Source organism: Sulfurospirillum sp. SCADC (genome assembly GCF_000743525.1).
Lineage (GTDB): Bacteria > Campylobacterota > Campylobacteria > Campylobacterales > Sulfurospirillaceae > Sulfurospirillum.
Genome location: NZ_JQGK01000014.1, coordinates 1 through 18,412 on the forward strand (window position 1 = coordinate 1; position 18,412 = coordinate 18,412).

Consider the following 18,412-nt stretch of genomic DNA (forward strand, 5'->3'; position numbering starts at 1 on the left):
CTTGTTTTTCAGGGTCGACTACTTATATCATTTGCAGAGGTGAATTTTATTAGTTTAAAAGTTGTGGCATAATGGCAGAATGCCCATGATTAAAAGGAAGCTGGTTGCGGTACTGTTGTGGTGACGTACCATTCCACTGTTTAAAACTTCGTGTGAAGCTGCTAAGATCATTGTAAGCCAAATAAAGAGCTACCGTTCCAATATCAATTGAAAAATTGTGCAGATAGTACAGTGCCAATTTTTTTCTCACATCTTCAAGTAATTTTGTATAGACACAGCCCTCTTCTTTGAGGTACATCTGCAACCTACGCACCGTTACATGTAATAAACTTGCAAGGGTTTCGATAGAGACAGATTCATTGCCAAGACGCAGTAAAATCAGCTTTCTCACTTTACTATTCCAGCTCTTATCATAAAAATTGTCAATGATCTTTTCTGCTTGGGATTCAAAGTATTTGAGCAATCCAGGGTAAGCATTTTTAAGAGGTAGCAAGAGCTCTGCTTCTGTGAAAAACAGGGCATTATCGTACGCATTAAAATGTAAATTTTTTCCAAACAACCTCTCGTACTCTTGGATAATAGAGACTTTTGGGTATTGAAAATGGGCAAATTTTGGAACAACGTCATTGAAAGTTGACGGATCAGTGTCATAATCGCGCTTAAATGGATTTCAACTTGATGTGTGGGCACGGGAATCAGAGGATTATCCCCTACACTAAAGCGTAATTTGGTATACCCATTTTCGAGCATAAGCGAAAATTGAAGATTTTTGCCAATTAAAATTGAAAACGTGCATAATTTTTTAAGCATCTCTTCGACATTGGCACTATTGGCAAGCATATAGCCAAGCAACCCCAACGATTCAGAAGATGAAGTCGCACCCAGATGCAACGCTAAACAAGGATCTTTACAAATCTCTGCAGCCTTGTAAAATAAAGCTTTGACTTTGTCACTTTCAATATAACTGTTCTCTTCTAAAAAAATCTCAGCATTAATGCCTATCTCGTCTAAAAGCACATCGGTATTGATCTGATACTGTGACCGCAAAACGCTTAAGATAAAGTGCAACGTTACCGCTGAAACATGCTCCAAGAACGATCCTTTAGGCTAAAATAAGCTAGCAAAACAACTAAATTATACCGTTTACACCGCGAATCTTTCCCTTTTTTTGTCTAAATTTAACGCAATTTATCAAAAAAAAGACATCTTTTGTCAAACGCATAGAGGCAAACCTACGGCATAATCTTTTTAATTAAAAAAGTAGCTCAAGGAGAAACAATGATCGAAAAAGTACGTGATCGCTATGTCACTTTTGCCAACATCGACTGTTATGAAAATGCTATCTTGGTTTTGGATGCGATGTATGAACTTTTTGCACTCTATCCAGAAGCAAAAAATGAGTTATGGGTGCGTTTTGAAACGTTGATTCCTCAAAATTATAAAGAGGTTTTTGCTAAGAAAGATTCCAAAGATATTTTGTACCATATCTGTTCGCATATCTTTTATCTCAGTACGCTTTTTGAAGAATATGAATTTGAAAAAGGGGTAATATTGATGGAACAAGCAGAGATGGAGTGCTGTTAAAAAGCAATAAAAAAGGCAGAAACACCTTTGTGTGGGTGTTTCTGTAGATTGACCTTAGATGCCCAAGTCTTGGCGTTTGAAATACTCTTGTCCCACTTTACACAATGGACACGCTTTGGGTGCTTTTTTACCACGATGAATATGTCCACACACTTCACAAACCCAAATCTCTTCTTCAGCATCTTCAAAGAAGCCATCTTCTTTCATTGCGTCTTGAAGGGCTTTGTATTCGCGTTCGTGCTCTACTTCTACTTTACCGATGGCATTAAAAAGACGTGCAAGCTCTTTGTGCCCCTCTTCCTCAGCGATTTTGGCAAACTCTGGGTACATGATGGTATGTTCGTAGTTTTCACCTGCCATCGCGCTGTCAAGGTTTTTCAAGGTAATCTCTGTCTCAGCGCCATCGACCAGTTTATGGTACGCTTTAAACTCAGCTCTTGCATGCCATTTTTCATTTTCAGCCGCTTCTCTAAAGTGACGAGAGATCGCATGCCAACCCTCTTCCAAGGCAATGTCAGCAAAAAGGTCATATTTATTGCGCGCTTGAGATTCACCGGCAAAGGCTTTCATCAAATTGACTGCTGTTAAGTCTTCGGTGATGCACGCCATCTCTTGACCACAACAGGTCAGTTTACCGCCACCCACATTTTGAACTTCCACTTCATTCCCGCATTTACTGCATTTGTATGTCTCGTACTGTCTCATTCTTACTCCTTTAAAGTTATAGTGACATTTTAATCTAGTTTTACTTAAATAGTAATAAATTGCAATTAATAATTTTTATTATCTACAGAATTCCTTTTTTACTGAAAAAATCTTCAATGACTTTAGGGGCAAACGCTTTGTCGTACATGTAAAGTTCTTGCCACGTTTTGCCTTCTAAAAAACTCTTTGTTCCAATGTCATATTTTGCTTTGACCTGTTGGACAAACTCTAAGACAGCACTAAACAAAAGTGCGTACTGTGCGGCGGTAAATTTTTTGAGAAGATCAAACAAGCGGTAATAATTGACCATCTTTTTACTCGACTCTTCCCCCATGCGAAGCGACCAAATGCGTCCAGCAAACTCATGTTGGTACTCAACGCCTGTGCGAATCTGCAAGGAAAACTCTCTTAGTCCTTGTAAAAATGTCTCTTTGGGTAAAAAATCGGTGGTATTGTGGAAAAAAAGATAGACACTAAACAAAAAAAGATCTTCAACGCAAGGCGCATACGCTTTAATCTCTGCATACGTCTCTTGTTCAACACTCAGCTGCATTCGAAGATACGCCAGATGCTTAACGCGCCAGTTATCTTTTTGCTCTGCCCTCTTCTGCCACTCAATCAATGTAGGTCTCGGTATATCGTAACGCTCAACTAAAGGCTTGTAAGATGTCTGCATCGCTTACTCCCAAGTCAGAATGGACTATTCTATTACTTTTTGTGAAATATTTCAATACTTAGGGTTTATTTGAAAAGAAGAGAGGAAAAATGTATACCATTTGTTAATGATAAAAACAAATGGTATACATAAAAAAGAGATTAGATATGGAAGTGTTTTAAAAATGCTGGGTTCTTCTCAACCAAACCAAGCTCTATCAAGCGCTTTATCGTTTTTTGATCGCAGTCGGTGTCTTTGGGCCACTCTCTGGTGTAGCCATCAAGATCATTTTTAGTCGTCGCATCAATGCCAATGAACTCCTCTTCGACAAAAATGTCGCGAAGTGCATCGATGTTATTGACCACGCGCCAGATCAACATATAGGCATTATCCACGCTATTGCCCTGCGTATCGACAACGATCAAAAGCTTCATATGCTCTTTTAAAGGTTTGAGTGCTTCATACACCTCTTTGCCTGCCCTCTTCTTGTCGATGGTCATAACGGTAATCGGTGTTTTTGTTTCTGTTTTATACTGTTTAAGCACAGAAACTTCAGGAACCAAGGTCGTGACTTTAAACAGAAGATCTCTATCGCTCAAAATGATTTTAGAAGGTGTATCAATCACACTACCCGTACAATCAACACCTAATTTTCCACCAAACAGCGCATTTGGAGAAGCGTGATCAAGGGCGTCGCACACACCTTCGCTAATGAGCAAACGTTTCGCACTGACACGATTTAAGATGTAATCACTCAAAGGCTCGTAATCATCTAAGTCAGGAGCATTTTCATCGACAAAAATGGCGTGTTTAACAAAACTCATCTGTCCTACACCCCAAAATGCGTGCATAAACTGTTTTGCATGTCCAGGATAGAGCACATTCATCTTGGCTAAAATAAAGTTATGAAACACGCCATTTTCAGGCATGTTGTAATCAATGAGATCAGGAGCTGTCGTTTTGAGAAGCGGTAAAAAAATGCGCTCCGTCGCCCAGCCCATATATTTATCTTCCAAAGGAGGTTTTCCCACAACGGTCGCTTGATAAACAGGTTTTTCTTTACATGTAATGCAGGTCACATCCATCACCGGATATGGCTCTTTAAGCGTGTAATAGCCTGTATGATCGCCAAAAGGCCCTTCGATTTCCATTTGAGAAGGATCAACCCAACCTTCGATGACGATATCCACATCTTCAGGCACATAAATAGGATTGGTCAGTGATTTCACCAAACGAGCACTTTTATCTTTGATAAAACCATACAACAAAAGCTCAAACATACCAATCGGCATCGGCGCTTGTCCACACCAAATATAAAGAGGATCACCACCAATTCCAATGCTCACAGGCATTTTTTTACCCGCTTTTTGGTACTCATGAAAGAAATGTGCGCTGTCTTTATGAATCTGCCAGTGCATGCCCAAACGGTTTTTATCGTAAACTTGCAAGCGGTACATGCCTAGATTTTGTTTCGTCCCATCCAAACTTTGTGTGTAAACCTGCCCCATCGTGATAAACGGACCACCGTCTTCACTCCATGTGGTTAAAATAGGGAAATCATAGAGATTGGGCTCGTCATACACTTTTGTTTGACAAACACCCTTGCCTTTCAGTCGTTTTGGAAGCGCATTTTTAAGGTTAAACAGTGTTCCAAGCATGCCCATTTTATCCATAAACGATGTGGGTGGTTTCATGTGCATGAGTGCTTCGATCTGCTTAGCTACGACGTTAGGATTTTTACCAAAAATAAGCTCAGTCGCTTTAGTCGATCCAAACACATTCATCAGCACTGGCATATCGAACGATTTTCCCAATCTTTTGCTCACAGGTTTGGTAAATAAAAGCGCTTTGGAGTCCTCTTTTTTGACTTCGATGTAAGCCAAATGGGGGATTTCTAGGTCAATATCAAGCTCCGTATCGATGACATGTAAAAGGTTATTTTTGCGTAAAAGCTCAATGATTCGCTGCATGGTTAGCCTTTAAAAAATTTCGTTGAGCGCGATCTTTTCCGCACGTTCCAAGAGCGCTTTTGCTCCTCTATCAAGGACTTTTTGTGCCAATGCTTTACCCACACTTGCATACTCCGCTCGTGTGGTGGTTATCGCTTCGCTGAGCATTTCAGAGCCATCGGGAAGCCCTAGAATTGCTTTTACATGTAAAGCATCGCCACGCAATTCTGCGTTCACCCCAATAGGCACTTGGCAACCGCCTTCAAGGATGGTCACAAAGTCGCGCTCAACGCGTGTTTCGATGATGGCATCTGCATCATTCAGCACGGAGACCAAACGTTCAACCTCGGCATCGCAGACAATTTCAATCCCAAGCGCTGCTTGCCCCGAAGCAGGGATCATCACCTCTTTAGAAATCGGTGTAAAATAGGTCACTTCTGCGCTCAGCCCCAAACGGTTTATGCCAGCACTCGCTAAAATGATCGCATCAAATTCGCCCTCTTTAAGCTTTCGAATGCGCGTATTGACATTGCCTCTAAGATTTTTGATCACAAAATCAGGACGTAGTTTTAAAAGCTGCATGCGACGTCTCAAACTCGTTGTTCCCACAACTGCTCCATGAGGAAGCGCTTCTAATGAAGCGTATTTTTCAGAAAGCATCGCATCACGCACATCTTCGCGCTTCGTGATGACACCGAGCTTCAAACCCTTAGGGAACTCCATAGGCACATCTTTTAAACTGTGCACAGCAATGTGTGCTTCACCACGAAGCATCGCCTCTTCAAGCTCTTTCGTGAAAAGCCCTTTGCCACCAATTTTGGCTAAAGCGACATCCAAAATTTTATCGCCTTTGGTCATCATGACAGAGAGTTCAACTTCAAGACCAAGATGCGCTTTTTCAAGCTCCGCTTTGACAAATTCAGACTGCCAAAGGGCCAATTTACTTCCACGGGTTGCAATAATGAGTTTTTTCATTTAGACTCTTTTATAAATTTTCTATAGCTTCGTTTTGTATCGTCTTTTTTACCATCCAGATAGATCGTCGGCGTGCCATTGACCATGAGTGCTGCGGCAAGCGCTTGGTCTTGCGTGAGTTTTTGCACAATATGCGCTTGATTGATCTGATCAACGGTAAAATTTTTATTTAACGCTGTGTTGAAAAGCTCTAAAATTGCCTTTTCATCGCTGATTTTTATATCAAAAAACTCTTTGTATACTTTCTTGACAATCGCTTTATCGCCCTGCTCTTCGGCTAAGATCATCGCTTTTACCAATGTAGGTGATGCTGGGTGAATCGAGAGAGGAAAATGGTAGTAAAAGAGCGCAAACGTTTGCGGATTGGCTTCCACATCGGCTATCACTTCGGGTAAAAAGTCCATGCAAAAAGGACAGAGTGGATCGCTAAAGACAACGAGTTTATGCGGTGCATTCAGATTTCCAGCTAAAAGATGCTCTTTGGTGTACGCGGAGGCATCTACATCGAGCGAATAGCTCTCTTTAATGCTTCGACCACTGGTAAGATCAGCAAAATCTTTACTCAGAATCTTACCATCGGTAAAGACAACGTCATTGACGGAGAGTTTTTTACCCTCTTGCTTGGTCAGCTTAAGATCAATGCGCACAAAATAGACCATCCATTCGGGCATCTCTCTCATCGCCTCTTTTTTGAGAATCACCACTTTATCAAAGGTGTAATTTTCATTGGGAGCAATGGCTTTTTGCAAAAATGTCGTTACTTTGGCATCCAGTTCTGGGGTAGACGCTGCTGCGAAAAGCGTGCTACTGCTTAAGGTGATGATTGTCGTCAATAATTTCAACATCAATGATCTCATCGTGATCTCCTTGTTTAAAATGCGTTGTTGTGGGGGTTTCGTCTTTTACATGTAAGAATTTTGAAACGATTAAAGTCACCAATGAGCTAAACTGCAACAGTAAACCTATGATGTCACCTAAGAAACCGGGTAATATCAACAAAATGGCGCCTACAATCGCCCAAAGATTGAGTCTTTGAAACGATGAAGGGCTGATTTCACCTTGCATCAAGGCAGTGAGATTTTGCATCAGTGTCAAGCGGAAATTGGCAAGCAAAATCCCACCTAAAAGGGCTGAGATAACAAGTTCACCAAACGTTGCCATCACCCCAATCTCAGAAGCAATATTTAAAGAGACCATCACTTCCAAAAAGAGATAGATCAGAAAATACTTCACGCTAAAAGCTCCCTTAGTATAGCAAGAGCATCTTCTTTTTTGACAACCATTTTCTCCAAAGTTTTTCGCTCAACAATCTCAACAAACCCCTCTTCAAGCTCTTTACCAACGATCAGTGCGTACGGAAGTCCAATGAGTTCATAATCTTTCATTTTAAAACCAAAACGCTCATTGCGATCGTCCAAAAGGACATTCAAGCGCTCAGCTTTTAAAGCAGTGTAAATTTTTTCTGCATATCCACTTTGCGCCTCATCTTTACCATTAGAGACAATGATATCCAAAAGATACGGAGCGGTTTGCTTGTTCCAAATGCACCCTTTTTCATCATGGCTTGCTTCGATCATAACAGCCACCAAACGACTCACACCCACACCATAGCAGCCCATAAAGAAAGGTTGTGCTTTGCCATTTTTATCTAAGAAGGTTGCGCCCATCGCTTTTGCGTATTTTTGTCCGAGTTGGAAGATGTGCCCGACTTCAATGCCTTTGGTCACTCCAAGCTCCCCACCGCAACATGCACAACGATCACCTGCTTTGACACTAACTAAGTCTTTGTAACGATCTTCATTGAAGTTAAACATGGAGACACCCACCATGTGGAAGTCTGTTTCATTCGCACCGCAGATAAGATTCTTCGCCTCTTTAAGCTCTAAATCTATGTAAAATTTTACACATTCTAGTCCAATCGGTCCGATAAAGCCTGCTTTGAGCCCAGCTTTTTCAACATCCTCTAAAGAAGCATCTAAAAGATCCAGAGCACAACACGCATTTTGTGCTTTAGTCTCTTGCAGTTCATCATTGCCGCGTACAAAGAAAACAACCACCTCTTCTTTATCGACATAAACAGCTTTTTTAACGACGGCTTTAATGCTGTAAAAAGGATCCACTTTGAAAAAGTTACAGACATCCTCAATGGTTTTCATATCGGGAGTTTTGAATTTGGAAAGATTGGCTTCAGGCGCTTCTGCGCTCGTCGTTTTAGGAGAGCGTTTTGCCGCTTCAATGTTCGCAGCATACGAGCATTGTTGACACACAACGATGTCATCTTCCCCGTTTTGTGCGAGCACCATAAACTCTTTACTACCACTGCCACCAATGGCGCCACTGTCTGCCTCAACGGCTCTAAAATCAAGTCCTAAGCGTGTAAAGATTTTGGTGTAGGTTTTCTCCATCACATCAAACTCTTTTTTCATACACGCTTCATCTTCATGGAAGCTGTAACCATCTTTCATCGTGAATTCGCGACCTCGAAGCAGTCCAAAGCGAGGACGCGCTTCATCGCGGAATTTTGTCGTAATTTGATAAAGATGCAGTGGCAGCTGTTTGTAGCTGTTGATGCGGTTGCGAACGATGTCTACGACAACCTCTTCATGGGTAGGGCCTAGTACAAATTCGTTCTCTTTTCGATCTTTAAAGCGACACAACTCTTTGCCAAACACATCGTAACGACCACTTTGTTTCCAAAGTTCCGCAGGGGTAACCACATCCATCTGAATCTCTTGGGCACCGGTTTCATCCATCTCTTCTTTAACGACATTTTTGATTTTGTCAAAAACGATTTTTCCCATTGGCAAAAAGTTATACAGTCCACTTCCTACTTGTGAGATAAAACCGCCACGCACCAAGAATTGATGGCTTGGAAGTGTTGCATCTTTGGGTGCATCCTTCGTTGTTGGTGCATACAGTTTTGAAAATCTCATTTTATTCCCCCCATTTGGTATTCACATTTGTATAAATTCATACGTTTTGTTTGGTCTTCATTGATATTAAAAATATATTGAACCGCTTGCACGATCGTGTCAGCTTCTGGTTTTTCAGCGACCTCTTTAAGGTTTTTAGTAGCGGAGTGTAAAAAAGAGTTAAAGGCATGGTGCAGTACTTTGGAGACTTGATCGTGCAATTCTTCAGGAATATACCCTTTTTTGACCGCTTTTTCGAGCTCCTGCAACGAACACTCTTTCGCATGATCGCGAATCTCTTTGATGATCGGATCGACGCACATGCTCTGCAACCATTTAAAAAATTCCATGGTGGCTCGACCCACGATGGAGTACGCGATTTTAGCTTGTTCTTCACGAAGAGACATATTGCGATTGACAATCTCTTCTAGATCATCCACGGCATAAACATGCAAATTTGCATGCTCCTTAATATCAATATCTCGAGGAACCGCGATGTCGAACCAATAACGTGAAAACTCTTTCTCTTCGACCATGTCATCGCTAATCACACTGTGAGGCGCACCCGTTGCGGTAAAGACAAGGCGGTAACGGTTGATAAATTCTGTAAGCTTTGAATACGGTGCTGTGGTTGCAAGCTCTCCAAGTTCTGCCGCCAAAGCTTGGGCATGCTCAAGATTGCGGTTGATGATAATGACATTGACCCCATTGGCGATCAGATGCTTAGCCGCTAGCTGACTCATCTCACCTGCACCTACAACCAACGCACTGAGTCCGCCAATGCTGCCTAGAAGATCTTTGGCTTTATTGACCGCAACACTGGAAACGGAGACGGGGCTTTTGGAAATGTCGGTGCGGCTTCGCACTTCTGCGGCACAGCGAAAAGCATGGTGCATCGCACGTCCTAGTTTCTGTCCACAGTAGTTATTTTCAAAGGCAAATTTAAACGCCTCTTTGAGTTGCCCCGCGATTTGCGTCTCACCTATGACCAGACTGTCCAAGGAAGCGCACACCGTAAACAGATGGTGAATGGCGCCATTGTCTTCATAAATATCCGCATGTTCTTCTAACGCTTCACGCGAAACATTGGCAACATGGCTTAAAAGATCAAATGAATCGCCCAAAGCTGATTGGCAATCTGTGACGCTGGTGATGATCTCCACACGATTACATGTAGAAAGTAAAATCACTTCATTCACCGCAGCACAGCCGATCAACGTTCCCATAAAATGGCGGCATTTTTCTTCTGAATTAAACGCTAATTTTTCACGAATGCTAATATCTGTGTTTTTGTGTGTAAAACTCATCGTAAGATAGTGCATTAAAAATTCCTCTCGATCATCTCTTTTATAATGGAGCTTAAGCCCACATCTTCTTCATTTTCAATCACGTCTAACGCTTCCATTCCCAGCCTTCTCGCATAGGCAATGGCATCTTGGAGCGCTTTTGTTTCATTCATTTTGGTTTTAATCCACACTTTATCTGCCTCATCAAGCTCTTGTTGAAACAAAGAGAGAAGTTTAGCTTGATCTGCAAAGCTTAATGCACTGTACATGTAAAGATACGGTAGCGTCGCTTTGCCCTCTTTAAAGTCATTCAATGAAGGTTTACCAAGGGTTTCGCTGCTTTGTGTAATATCCAAAATATCATCGATGATTTGAAAAGCGAGTCCCAAGTTTTTACCATACAGTGCGTAAATATCGCCATTTTTGCCAGCAAGAAGTGCTGCGGCTTTGGCTGAAGCTTCTATGAGTGAAGCCGTTTTTTTGTAGATCATGTCAAAGTAACGCTCTTCGCTCTCATTAAAGGTTTGCGAAAGCTCTACATCTAACAGTTCACCCACGGAAAGCAGTGCTACGGCATGTGAGATGCTGTACGCAACATCTTTGGGCAAAAAGGTAAGTTCACTAAAGCCTTTTGAGTAGAGAATGTCGCCTAACATAATGGCGGTTTTATTGCCAAAAAGGGCATTAATGGACTCTTCGCCTCGTCTTGTAAACGCATCATCAATCACATCATCGTGCAGTAAACTCGCCGCATGAATCAACTCAACAATGGCGGCAAGTTTGAGTGAATCTTCATTGACTCCAGCGATCTTTAAAATAAGTTTTGCGCGTAAACGTTTTCCTTTAGGAACTCTATGAAAGAGCTCAACACTACGTGGATCACCTAAAGAAGCGACCATCTCAACCATCAAATTTTCAACTTTTCCTAACACGTGCGTTCCTACGGTTTCTTTTTGGGTTTAAACTCAACTTCTATGCGTTGTTGATTATCTTCTATAAATATATCTAAAATTGCCTCTTTATTTCTTTGATCGAAGTCATTAAAGACAATTTTTGCATAGGTTCGCGCAATCATCTTGTTATTTCCATCGGGTAAAAGCGGAACAATAATGCTCTGTAAAGGGTATTTTTTCTCTAAAACATACTGTGTGGGGTAGCCTCTATAGTTGACTAAAAGAGTCAACATATTGTTGGTAAAGAGCGTCCAACGAAGTTTTAAGAGGTATTCGTTATTGGGATTTTCAGCGGTTGGCTTTTTAGTCACCTCTTTATGGTTGATCAAAACCAACCCTGGTTCGTCTTTTTTGAGGATAAATTTATGCTCATATTCGTATTCTATCGGTGCACAAAACACATAAGAACACAAAAGTAACAGCCACAATACGCTTTTATTCATTTTGGGTTAAAATTTCCCCAACACTGCTAATAAACAGATCGTTATTATGCTCAACCACCGCGTCCATTTCGTCCATCAAAACCGTACGAATCATTCCTTCTAGGGCGTCAACACCGACCTGCTTTTCAAGCAAAATTTCCATAGCGCTGTAACGATCCACGATCTCTAAAAGCTTTGTTTTCACCAGTTCTCTGTTCGCATTAAAGAGAATATCAAAAAATTTACTTCTAGGACTTCCCATAAAAAAGTCATCTTCGTCTTCGTACAACATCGTTTCTCCTCATTCAAAAAAGAAGATTATAGCACACTAAAGCTTGTCTCATCTGAAAAACCACAAGAGAGATTGCAGACGTTCGAGAAGCATTTTTCACTAACAAAGTGTTAGTAAACACTGCTTTAATTCTTCAAAAATCATACTTAAAAAGTGCCTAAAATAGACTATTTACATAAAATTATATGTATAATAATCTTTACAATTTATTGGGTTAGTTTTTTATGCTTTGAGAGTGCTAGCAGTATTATTCATCCTCCATGGGTCTTTACATGTAACGATAAAAAATGCTTTTACTTCCCTTCCCTCTTCCCAAAAATAATCTCTACTTTTTTAATCATTAGTTATTTGATAAAGTTACTTGACATTGAAAAAAAATTAGTCTATACTTTCAGCAACGAAACAAAAAGGATTAAAAATGAATCAAGAGACACTTGCTCTGCATTATGGATATGACAAACAGCAATTTGGCACAATGTCCGTTCCTATCTACCAAACCACAGCGTATGACTTTGGAAGTGCCGAGACTGCGGCGAACCGTTTTGCACTCAAAGAGCTTGGACCCATCTATACACGTCTGAACAATCCAACAACCGATGTTCTCGAAGCGAGAATTGCGGCGGTTGAAAACGGTGAAGCGGCGATTGCAACCGCAAGTGGTCAAGCAGCGATCTTTTTTGCGATTGCAAACTTAGCAGAAGCTGGCGATAATATCCTCGTTGCGAAGAAAATCTACGGTGGTGCCACCACGCTTTTAACCCATACGATTAAACGTTTTGGCATTACCGCAAAAGTCTTTGAGAGCGACCATGCCGATGATTTGGAAGCATTGATTGATGATAAAACCAAAGCGATTTTCTTTGAAACGCTTTCAAATCCTCAAATTGCGATCCCCAATATTGAAAAAATCGTCGCTATCGCTCAAAAATACAACATTATTACCGTTGCGGACAACACCGTAGCCACCCCTATTTTGTTCCAACCCCTTAACCATGGCATTGATGTGAGCGTTCACAGCGCAAGCAAATACATCTCTGGTCAAGGCAGTGCAATCGGTGGTTTGATCGTGGAAGCTAAAGGGCTCAATGCAAAGCTGATCGGCAATCCACGCTACCCTCACTTTAATGAGCCCGATGAGAGTTACCATGGATTGGTGTACGCGACCTTACCATTCCCGATCTTTTCACTCAGGATTCGCCTTTCACTGATTCGTGACATCGGAGCGACCATTGCACCCTTTAACGCTTGGTTGCTGATTCAAGGACTTGAAACACTTTCCTTGCGTGTCAAAGAGCATTCACGCAATGCCTATAAAGTAGCATCCTTTCTAAAATCGCACCCAAAAGTGAAAAAAGTCTCGTACCCAGGACTGGAGAGTGACCCTTTACATGTAAGAGCAAAACAGTACTTTGTAGAGGCTCAAACATCGGGACTTTTAAGCTTTGAAGTGGAAGATTTTGAATTTGCAAAGCATATTTTAAATAGCACTAAAATTTTCTCCGTTGTGGTCAACATTGGTGATTCAAAATCCATCATTACGCATCCAGCAAGCACCACGCATCAACAGCTTTCAACGGAAGAGTTAGAAAAATCAGGCGTTAAAGCAGGACTGATTCGCCTTAGCATTGGACTTGAAAATGCCGATGATCTCATCTCTGATCTTAAAATTGCACTCGGTTAAGGAGAGGCTATGTCCCTACTTTCAACCAAAGGCATGTATGGTTTAAGTGCCATGTACCAGCTTTTTTTAGCAAAAAGCACGAAACCATTACAAATCAAGGAGATTTCAGCACGTGCTGAAATTCCCCAAAATTATTTAGAACAGCTTTTAATTCTGCTACGTCAAGCAGGGCTTGTCAGCAGTGTCAGAGGTGCTTATGGAGGCTATTTATTAGCTAAGAATGCAGAAGATATTTTGATCAAAGATATTCTAATTGCATTAGAAGGCAATCTTGTTGTCACTGATGTGGACGTGAAAGACCCTGTACTTCGAATGTTTTACGAAGAGAGCAATCATAAAATCCAAGAGATTTTTAACGTGCCTTTATCCGAATTTGAAGTCTATTCACAACGTCTTAGTACCCAACTCAACTATAGCATCTAAATCTAACTTAAGGAGATTCTTATGTATGCACACAACGTAACAGAACTTATCGGCAACACACCTCTTGTGAAACTCAACCATGTATCCAATGCTTCAAACGCGTTGATTCTTGGAAAATGTGAATTTCTTAACCCTTCACACTCCGTTAAAGATCGTATTGGATTTAACATGATTAAAACCGCTTTAGAAAAAGGCTTAATTGACCACAGCTCAATTATTATTGAACCCACCAGTGGCAATACAGGCATTGGTTTGGCGATGGTATGTGCAAGTCTTGGCTTAAAACTCATTCTTACTATGCCAAGTTCCATGAGCTTAGAGCGTCGCAAACTTTTGGCGGCACTCGGGGCTGAACTGGTATTAACAGAGTCAACACTGGGCATGAGAGGTGCTGTGGAAAAAGCGACGGAACTTTCCAAAGAGACACCTAACTCGTTTGTACCACAACAATTTGCCAATGAATCCAATCCAGCGATTCACTACGCCACCACAGCCGAAGAAATTTGGAAAGATACCGATGGTAAAATAGACATTTTTGTGGCTGCGGTGGGAACGGGTGGAACAATTACCGGCACAGGGAAAAGACTCAAAGAACTTAATCCTAACATTAAAATTATCGCCGTTGAGCCAGACACGTCGCCCGTTCTCTCCGGTGGAGCACCAGGACCGCATAAGATCCAAGGTATCGGCGCAGGATTTATACCTGCTGTCCTTGATACGAAAATCTACGATGAAGTAATCAAAGTCAGTTATGAAAATGCCATTGAAACATCCCGTAATCTTGCCAAACAAGAGGGTTTATTGGTCGGTATTTCTGCAGGTGCCAATGTCCATGTTGCTTCAGCCATTGCGCAACGAGCAGAAAACAAAGGTAAAACTATTGTTACCATTTTATGCGATACGGGTGAGCGTTACTTAAGTGCTGGTCTGTATGAATACAAAGAGTCGTGAAAACGACTCTCTTTTTGCCTTTAACAGATTTTATGGTACCATTTCTCTAACGCTATAGAGGCATGGATACATCATGAAAAGAATACCGAGCATTATGCTTAAAAAGCCTATTTTATTGGGTTTAATTACCTTTGTTGTCAATCTTTTCATCAGCTCAATACCTGTTTTAATCCTGCATGAAAAGCATCTTCAACAGAACAAAAATATGTTTTCCATCTCTTCACTTTTAGAGAACGAGCATCTTTTAGAACAGCAAGCGATTGTCAATAGTGCCCTTTTTTATTCCTTCTTATTTTCCATTATTCTCTCCATTCTTATTGTTTTTTTAACCACTTTTTTAAAAAAATCTTACCTAGAAGTCGAAAATCTCTCCCATTTTGATGGGCTGACCGGTCTGTACAATCGTTTAATGTTTATGGAGATTTTTCAAAAAGAGATTCAAAAAATCAAACGCACGCAAAATCACCTCTTTTTGGTAATTGTGGATATTGATGATTTCAAACCTATCAATGATACTTACGGGCATCTTGTAGGCGATGAGGCGATTAAAACAACCGCGCATACCTTGCAACATCTTCTTCGCGAATCAGATTCCATTGCTCGTTTTGGTGGGGATGAGTTTATTATTTGCATCGTTGATAACGGCAAAGATGCCGCTTCAACCATTGTCAATCGCATCTTAAATGAATTTAACCATAAAATCATTCCTGTAACACGCAATGAAGAACAACAAGAACTTCAAATCAATCTGAGCATTGGTTACACGGCGTATAAAAACGAAGATGATTTTAAAACGATGCTTCAACGCGCCGATCAAGCGCTTTACATCTCCAAAGAAGCGGGTAAAAACACCGCTACATTCCTTGCTTAACCAATAACAAGAGTTCTTGCTAAATCCGTTGTACAAAAACGCTATTAATCAAGCTTTTACCCCTATTTTTGTATAATTGCCCAAAAAATTAAGAAGGCATACAGACTCATGAGCGAAAAAAGTACTGTTTACAACCCCAAAGAAATTGAAGAGCGTTTTTACGCTATTTGGGAGCAAAGAGGCTATTTTGAGATCGATGGCAACAGCGCGATTCAAGAAGAAGGCAAAAACTTCTGTATCATGATGCCACCTCCCAATGTCACAGGAAGCCTCCACATCGGACATGCGCTTACCTTTACCCTGCAAGACATCATTACGCGTTATAAGCGCATGGACGGTTTTAAAACACTCTGGCAACCGGGCATGGATCACGCCGGAATTGCGACCCAAAACGTCGTTGAAAAACAACTGCTTGCCCAAGGCATTAAAAAAGAAGAGCTAGGACGTGAGAAATTCTTAGAGAAAGTCTGGGAATGGAAAGCGTACAGTGGCGGTCAGATTTTCAATCAAATGCGCAAACTTGGAACTTCTCCTGCATGGAGCAGAGAACGCTTTACAATGGATGATGGACTGAAAAACTCCGTTAAAAAAGCGTTTGTAAAGTACTACCAAGAGGGGCTTATCGTTCGTGGAAATTACATGGTTAACTGGTGTACACACGATGGTGCACTCAGTGACATCGAAGTGGAGTACGAAACCCACAAAGGTAAACTCTACCACCTCAAATACTTTTTAAAAGACTCCAAAGCGTGTTTGGTTGTCGCCACCACACGACCTGAGACCTACTTTGGCGATACCGCTGTGATGGTACATCCTGAAGATGAGCGTTACAAACATCTTGTGGGTCAAAAAGTGATTTTGCCACTGATTGGTCGTGAGATTGAAATTATTGCCGATGAGCATGTCGATATGAGCTTTGGAACGGGTTGTGTTAAAGTCACGCCTGCGCATGACATCAACGACTACGAAGTGGGTAAACGTCATGATTTGGAATTTATCACGATTTTTGATAGCAACGGTATTTTAAACGACTACTGTGGTGAATTTCAAGGGCTAGAGCGTCTTGAAGCACGTGCGCCGATTATGGCTAAGTTGGAAGCTGAGGGTTTTGTCGATAAAGTCGAAGATTATGAAAACCAAGTGGGTCACTGCTATCGTTGTAAAAATGTGGTGGAGCCTTATATCTCAAAACAGTGGTTTGTTAAAAAAGAGATTGCCGATGGTGCTATTGCCAAAGTCAATGAACACTTAGCCGAATTTTACCCAAGCCATTGGCTCAACTCCTACAACGCATGGATGAAAGAGCTTCGCGATTGGTGTATCTCACGTCAACTCTGGTGGGGGCATCAAATCCCTGTTTTTTACTGCGATGAATGCGGACACGAGTGGGCAAGTGAAAAAGAGAGCGAGCATGAATGTCCTACATGTAAAAGTGCTAAAATCCATCAAGACCCCGATGTACTCGACACATGGTTCAGTTCAGGTCTATGGCCTTTTTCAACTTTAGGTTGGGAAAATGGTGATGTGTTTAAAGGTGAAAAATGGAATGAGAGTGATCTTAAAGATTTCTATCCCAACACCCTGCTCATCACTGGCTTTGACATTCTCTTCTTCTGGGTCGCGCGTATGATGTTCTCAGGTGAACATACCCTTGGCGAACTTCCATTTAAAGACATTTACCTTCACGCACTCGTCAAAGATGAGCACGGTCAAAAGATGAGTAAAAGTAAAGGCAATGTGATCGATCCATTGGTCACGATTGATGAATACAGTGCCGATACCTTGCGTTTTACCCTTGCCATTCTTGCCGTTCAAGGGCGTGACATTAAACTCAGCGGTGAAAAACTGGAGCAAATTCGCAACTTCACCAACAAACTCTACAACGCATCACGCTTTTTACTCATGAATGCAAACTCATTTGAAGATTTAGACAAGATCGAGATTAAAACAGCGCTTGGGTTATACATGAAAAGCCGTTTGGCTGTGGCGATGGAAGAAGTACGCGCTCACTTTAGCGATTACCGTTTTAATGACGCTGCAACGACACTTTACCGCTTCTTGTGGGGCGAGTTTTGTGACTGGGGTATTGAGCTTAGTAAAGCAGATAAACCAGCCATCATAGAGCTTGGAGCGATCTTTAAAGAGGCAATGAAGCTGATTCATCCGTTTATGCCATTTATCTCCGAGTTTTTGTACCAAGAGCTTTCCGATCAAACGCTTGAAGAGAGTGAATCGATCATGGTCAAGCGCTATCCCCATGCGCTCAAGCAAGATGAAACAATCGAGAAAACCTTTGAACTGGTGATCGAAGCAATCGTAGGCATTCGCCGTGCCAAAGCGAACATCGACCTTGGAAACAAAAAAATTGAACACGCGTTTATCAAAGTACCTAATGCCACAAACCTAAAAGATGCGCTGAAATACATTAGTTTATTGGCAAAAGTTGAAAATATCGACTTTACAGAGACAAAAATAGCCAATGCGGCGACCGATGTAGGCGATAACATTGAAGTGTTTATTCCACTCGATGGCGTTGATCTAGGTCCCATCGTTGAGCGACTCAACAATCAAAAAATTAAACTTGAAAAAGAGATCATGAAACTCTCAGGCATGCTTTCCAATGAACGCTTTGTCGCCAATGCCCCCAAAGAGGTGATCGCTGAGAATCAAAAAGGCTTAGATGATGCTAAGGCAAAAATGGCAAAAATTGAGAGTGAACTACACTCTTTGAGTCTCTAAAACACGAACAATAC

The 18,412-nt window shown here is 41.3% G+C and carries 19 protein-coding genes; 6 read left to right on the top strand and 13 right to left on the bottom strand.

What is annotated here, in order from left to right:
- Window positions 1-49: 49 nt before the first annotated feature.
- Both JU57_RS09420 and JU57_RS09425 read right to left on the bottom strand, forming a co-directional pair.
- The gene (locus JU57_RS09420) at window positions 50-391 is read right to left on the bottom strand and encodes an AraC family transcriptional regulator (RefSeq protein ID WP_051906771.1); all 342 of its coding nucleotides are present in this window, start codon (window positions 389-391) and stop codon (window positions 50-52) included.
- Entirely contained in the window at window positions 388-1,092 is a 705-nt protein-coding gene (locus tag JU57_RS09425) for an AraC family transcriptional regulator ligand-binding domain-containing protein (protein WP_037960120.1), read from the bottom strand. Before JU57_RS09425 ends, JU57_RS09420 begins: the two co-directional genes overlap by 4 nt.
- Before the next feature lie 186 nt (window positions 1,093-1,278).
- On the opposite strand from JU57_RS09425, the gene cowN reads away from it, so the two are divergent.
- Window positions 1,279-1,584 carry a N(2)-fixation sustaining protein CowN gene (cowN, locus tag JU57_RS09430; RefSeq protein WP_037960122.1) on the top strand — a complete coding sequence of 102 codons (306 nt, stop codon included), beginning with the start codon at window positions 1,279-1,281 and terminating at the stop codon, window positions 1,582-1,584.
- A 54-nt stretch (window positions 1,585-1,638) separates the two neighbouring features.
- Here cowN and JU57_RS09435 read toward each other — a convergent pair whose 3' ends face one another.
- The 11 genes from JU57_RS09435 to JU57_RS09485 form a co-directional block, all read right to left on the bottom strand.
- Entirely contained in the window at window positions 1,639-2,289 is a 651-nt protein-coding gene (locus JU57_RS09435; RefSeq protein ID WP_037960124.1) for a ferritin family protein, read from the bottom strand.
- 82 nt (window positions 2,290-2,371) lie between these two features.
- On the bottom strand, window positions 2,372-2,965 hold the full coding sequence (locus JU57_RS09440) for a hypothetical protein (RefSeq protein WP_037960126.1): 594 nt from the start codon (window positions 2,963-2,965) through the stop codon (window positions 2,372-2,374).
- A 140-nt stretch (window positions 2,966-3,105) separates the two neighbouring features.
- Window positions 3,106-4,914 (bottom strand): menaquinone biosynthesis decarboxylase, encoded by a 1,809-nt coding sequence (locus tag JU57_RS09445; protein ID WP_037960128.1) that lies wholly within the window; start codon window positions 4,912-4,914, stop codon window positions 3,106-3,108.
- Between the two features lie 9 nt (window positions 4,915-4,923).
- Window positions 4,924-5,868 (bottom strand): hydroxymethylbilane synthase, encoded by a 945-nt coding sequence (gene hemC / locus JU57_RS09450; RefSeq protein ID WP_037960130.1) that lies wholly within the window; start codon window positions 5,866-5,868, stop codon window positions 4,924-4,926.
- A complete protein-coding gene (locus tag JU57_RS14105; protein ID WP_294876992.1) occupies window positions 5,865-6,725 on the bottom strand; it encodes a thioredoxin domain-containing protein in 861 nt (286 codons plus the stop codon). The genes hemC and JU57_RS14105 overlap by 4 nt, the downstream gene beginning before the upstream one ends.
- Window positions 6,673-7,101, bottom strand: coding sequence for an FxsA family protein (locus tag JU57_RS09460; RefSeq protein WP_037960140.1), 429 nt, complete (start codon window positions 7,099-7,101; stop codon window positions 6,673-6,675). The genes JU57_RS14105 and JU57_RS09460 overlap by 53 nt, the downstream gene beginning before the upstream one ends.
- Window positions 7,098-8,801: a proline--tRNA ligase gene (locus JU57_RS09465; RefSeq protein ID WP_037960144.1), complete on the bottom strand. Its 1,704-nt coding sequence runs from the start codon at window positions 8,799-8,801 to the stop codon at window positions 7,098-7,100. The genes JU57_RS09460 and JU57_RS09465 overlap by 4 nt, the downstream gene beginning before the upstream one ends.
- The gene (gene hemA / locus JU57_RS09470; RefSeq protein WP_037960148.1) at window positions 8,798-10,102 is read right to left on the bottom strand and encodes a glutamyl-tRNA reductase; all 1,305 of its coding nucleotides are present in this window, start codon (window positions 10,100-10,102) and stop codon (window positions 8,798-8,800) included. Before hemA ends, JU57_RS09465 begins: the two co-directional genes overlap by 4 nt.
- On the bottom strand, window positions 10,102-10,998 hold the full coding sequence (locus tag JU57_RS09475; RefSeq protein WP_037960150.1) for a polyprenyl synthetase family protein: 897 nt from the start codon (window positions 10,996-10,998) through the stop codon (window positions 10,102-10,104). Before JU57_RS09475 ends, hemA begins: the two co-directional genes overlap by 1 nt.
- A gap of 8 nt (window positions 10,999-11,006) precedes the next feature.
- Window positions 11,007-11,462 (bottom strand): hypothetical protein, encoded by a 456-nt coding sequence (locus JU57_RS09480; RefSeq protein WP_037960152.1) that lies wholly within the window; start codon window positions 11,460-11,462, stop codon window positions 11,007-11,009.
- Window positions 11,455-11,733, bottom strand: coding sequence for a DUF2018 family protein (locus JU57_RS09485; RefSeq protein ID WP_025345035.1), 279 nt, complete (start codon window positions 11,731-11,733; stop codon window positions 11,455-11,457). Before JU57_RS09485 ends, JU57_RS09480 begins: the two co-directional genes overlap by 8 nt.
- Before the next feature lie 418 nt (window positions 11,734-12,151).
- Between JU57_RS09485 and JU57_RS09490 the strand changes: the two genes are divergently transcribed.
- The 5 genes from JU57_RS09490 to JU57_RS09510 all read left to right on the top strand — a co-directional run bounded on the left by JU57_RS09490 (window position 12,152) and on the right by JU57_RS09510 (window position 18,398).
- Window positions 12,152-13,414, top strand: coding sequence for an O-acetylhomoserine aminocarboxypropyltransferase/cysteine synthase family protein (locus JU57_RS09490; protein WP_037960154.1), 1,263 nt, complete (start codon window positions 12,152-12,154; stop codon window positions 13,412-13,414).
- 9 nt (window positions 13,415-13,423) lie between these two features.
- Window positions 13,424-13,837 carry an Rrf2 family transcriptional regulator gene (locus JU57_RS09495; RefSeq protein ID WP_037960158.1) on the top strand — a complete coding sequence of 138 codons (414 nt, stop codon included), beginning with the start codon at window positions 13,424-13,426 and terminating at the stop codon, window positions 13,835-13,837.
- Window positions 13,838-13,858: 21 nt separating this feature from the next.
- Window positions 13,859-14,788, top strand: a complete 930-nt coding sequence (gene cysK / locus JU57_RS09500) for a cysteine synthase A (protein WP_037960165.1) — start codon at window positions 13,859-13,861, stop codon at window positions 14,786-14,788.
- Window positions 14,789-14,861: 73 nt separating this feature from the next.
- Complete coding sequence (locus JU57_RS09505; protein ID WP_037960168.1) at window positions 14,862-15,659, top strand: GGDEF domain-containing protein; 798 nt, start codon at window positions 14,862-14,864, stop codon at window positions 15,657-15,659.
- Window positions 15,660-15,767: 108 nt separating this feature from the next.
- Window positions 15,768-18,398, top strand: a complete 2,631-nt coding sequence (locus tag JU57_RS09510; RefSeq protein WP_037960171.1) for a valine--tRNA ligase — start codon at window positions 15,768-15,770, stop codon at window positions 18,396-18,398.
- The last annotated feature ends 14 nt before the right edge of the window (window positions 18,399-18,412 follow it).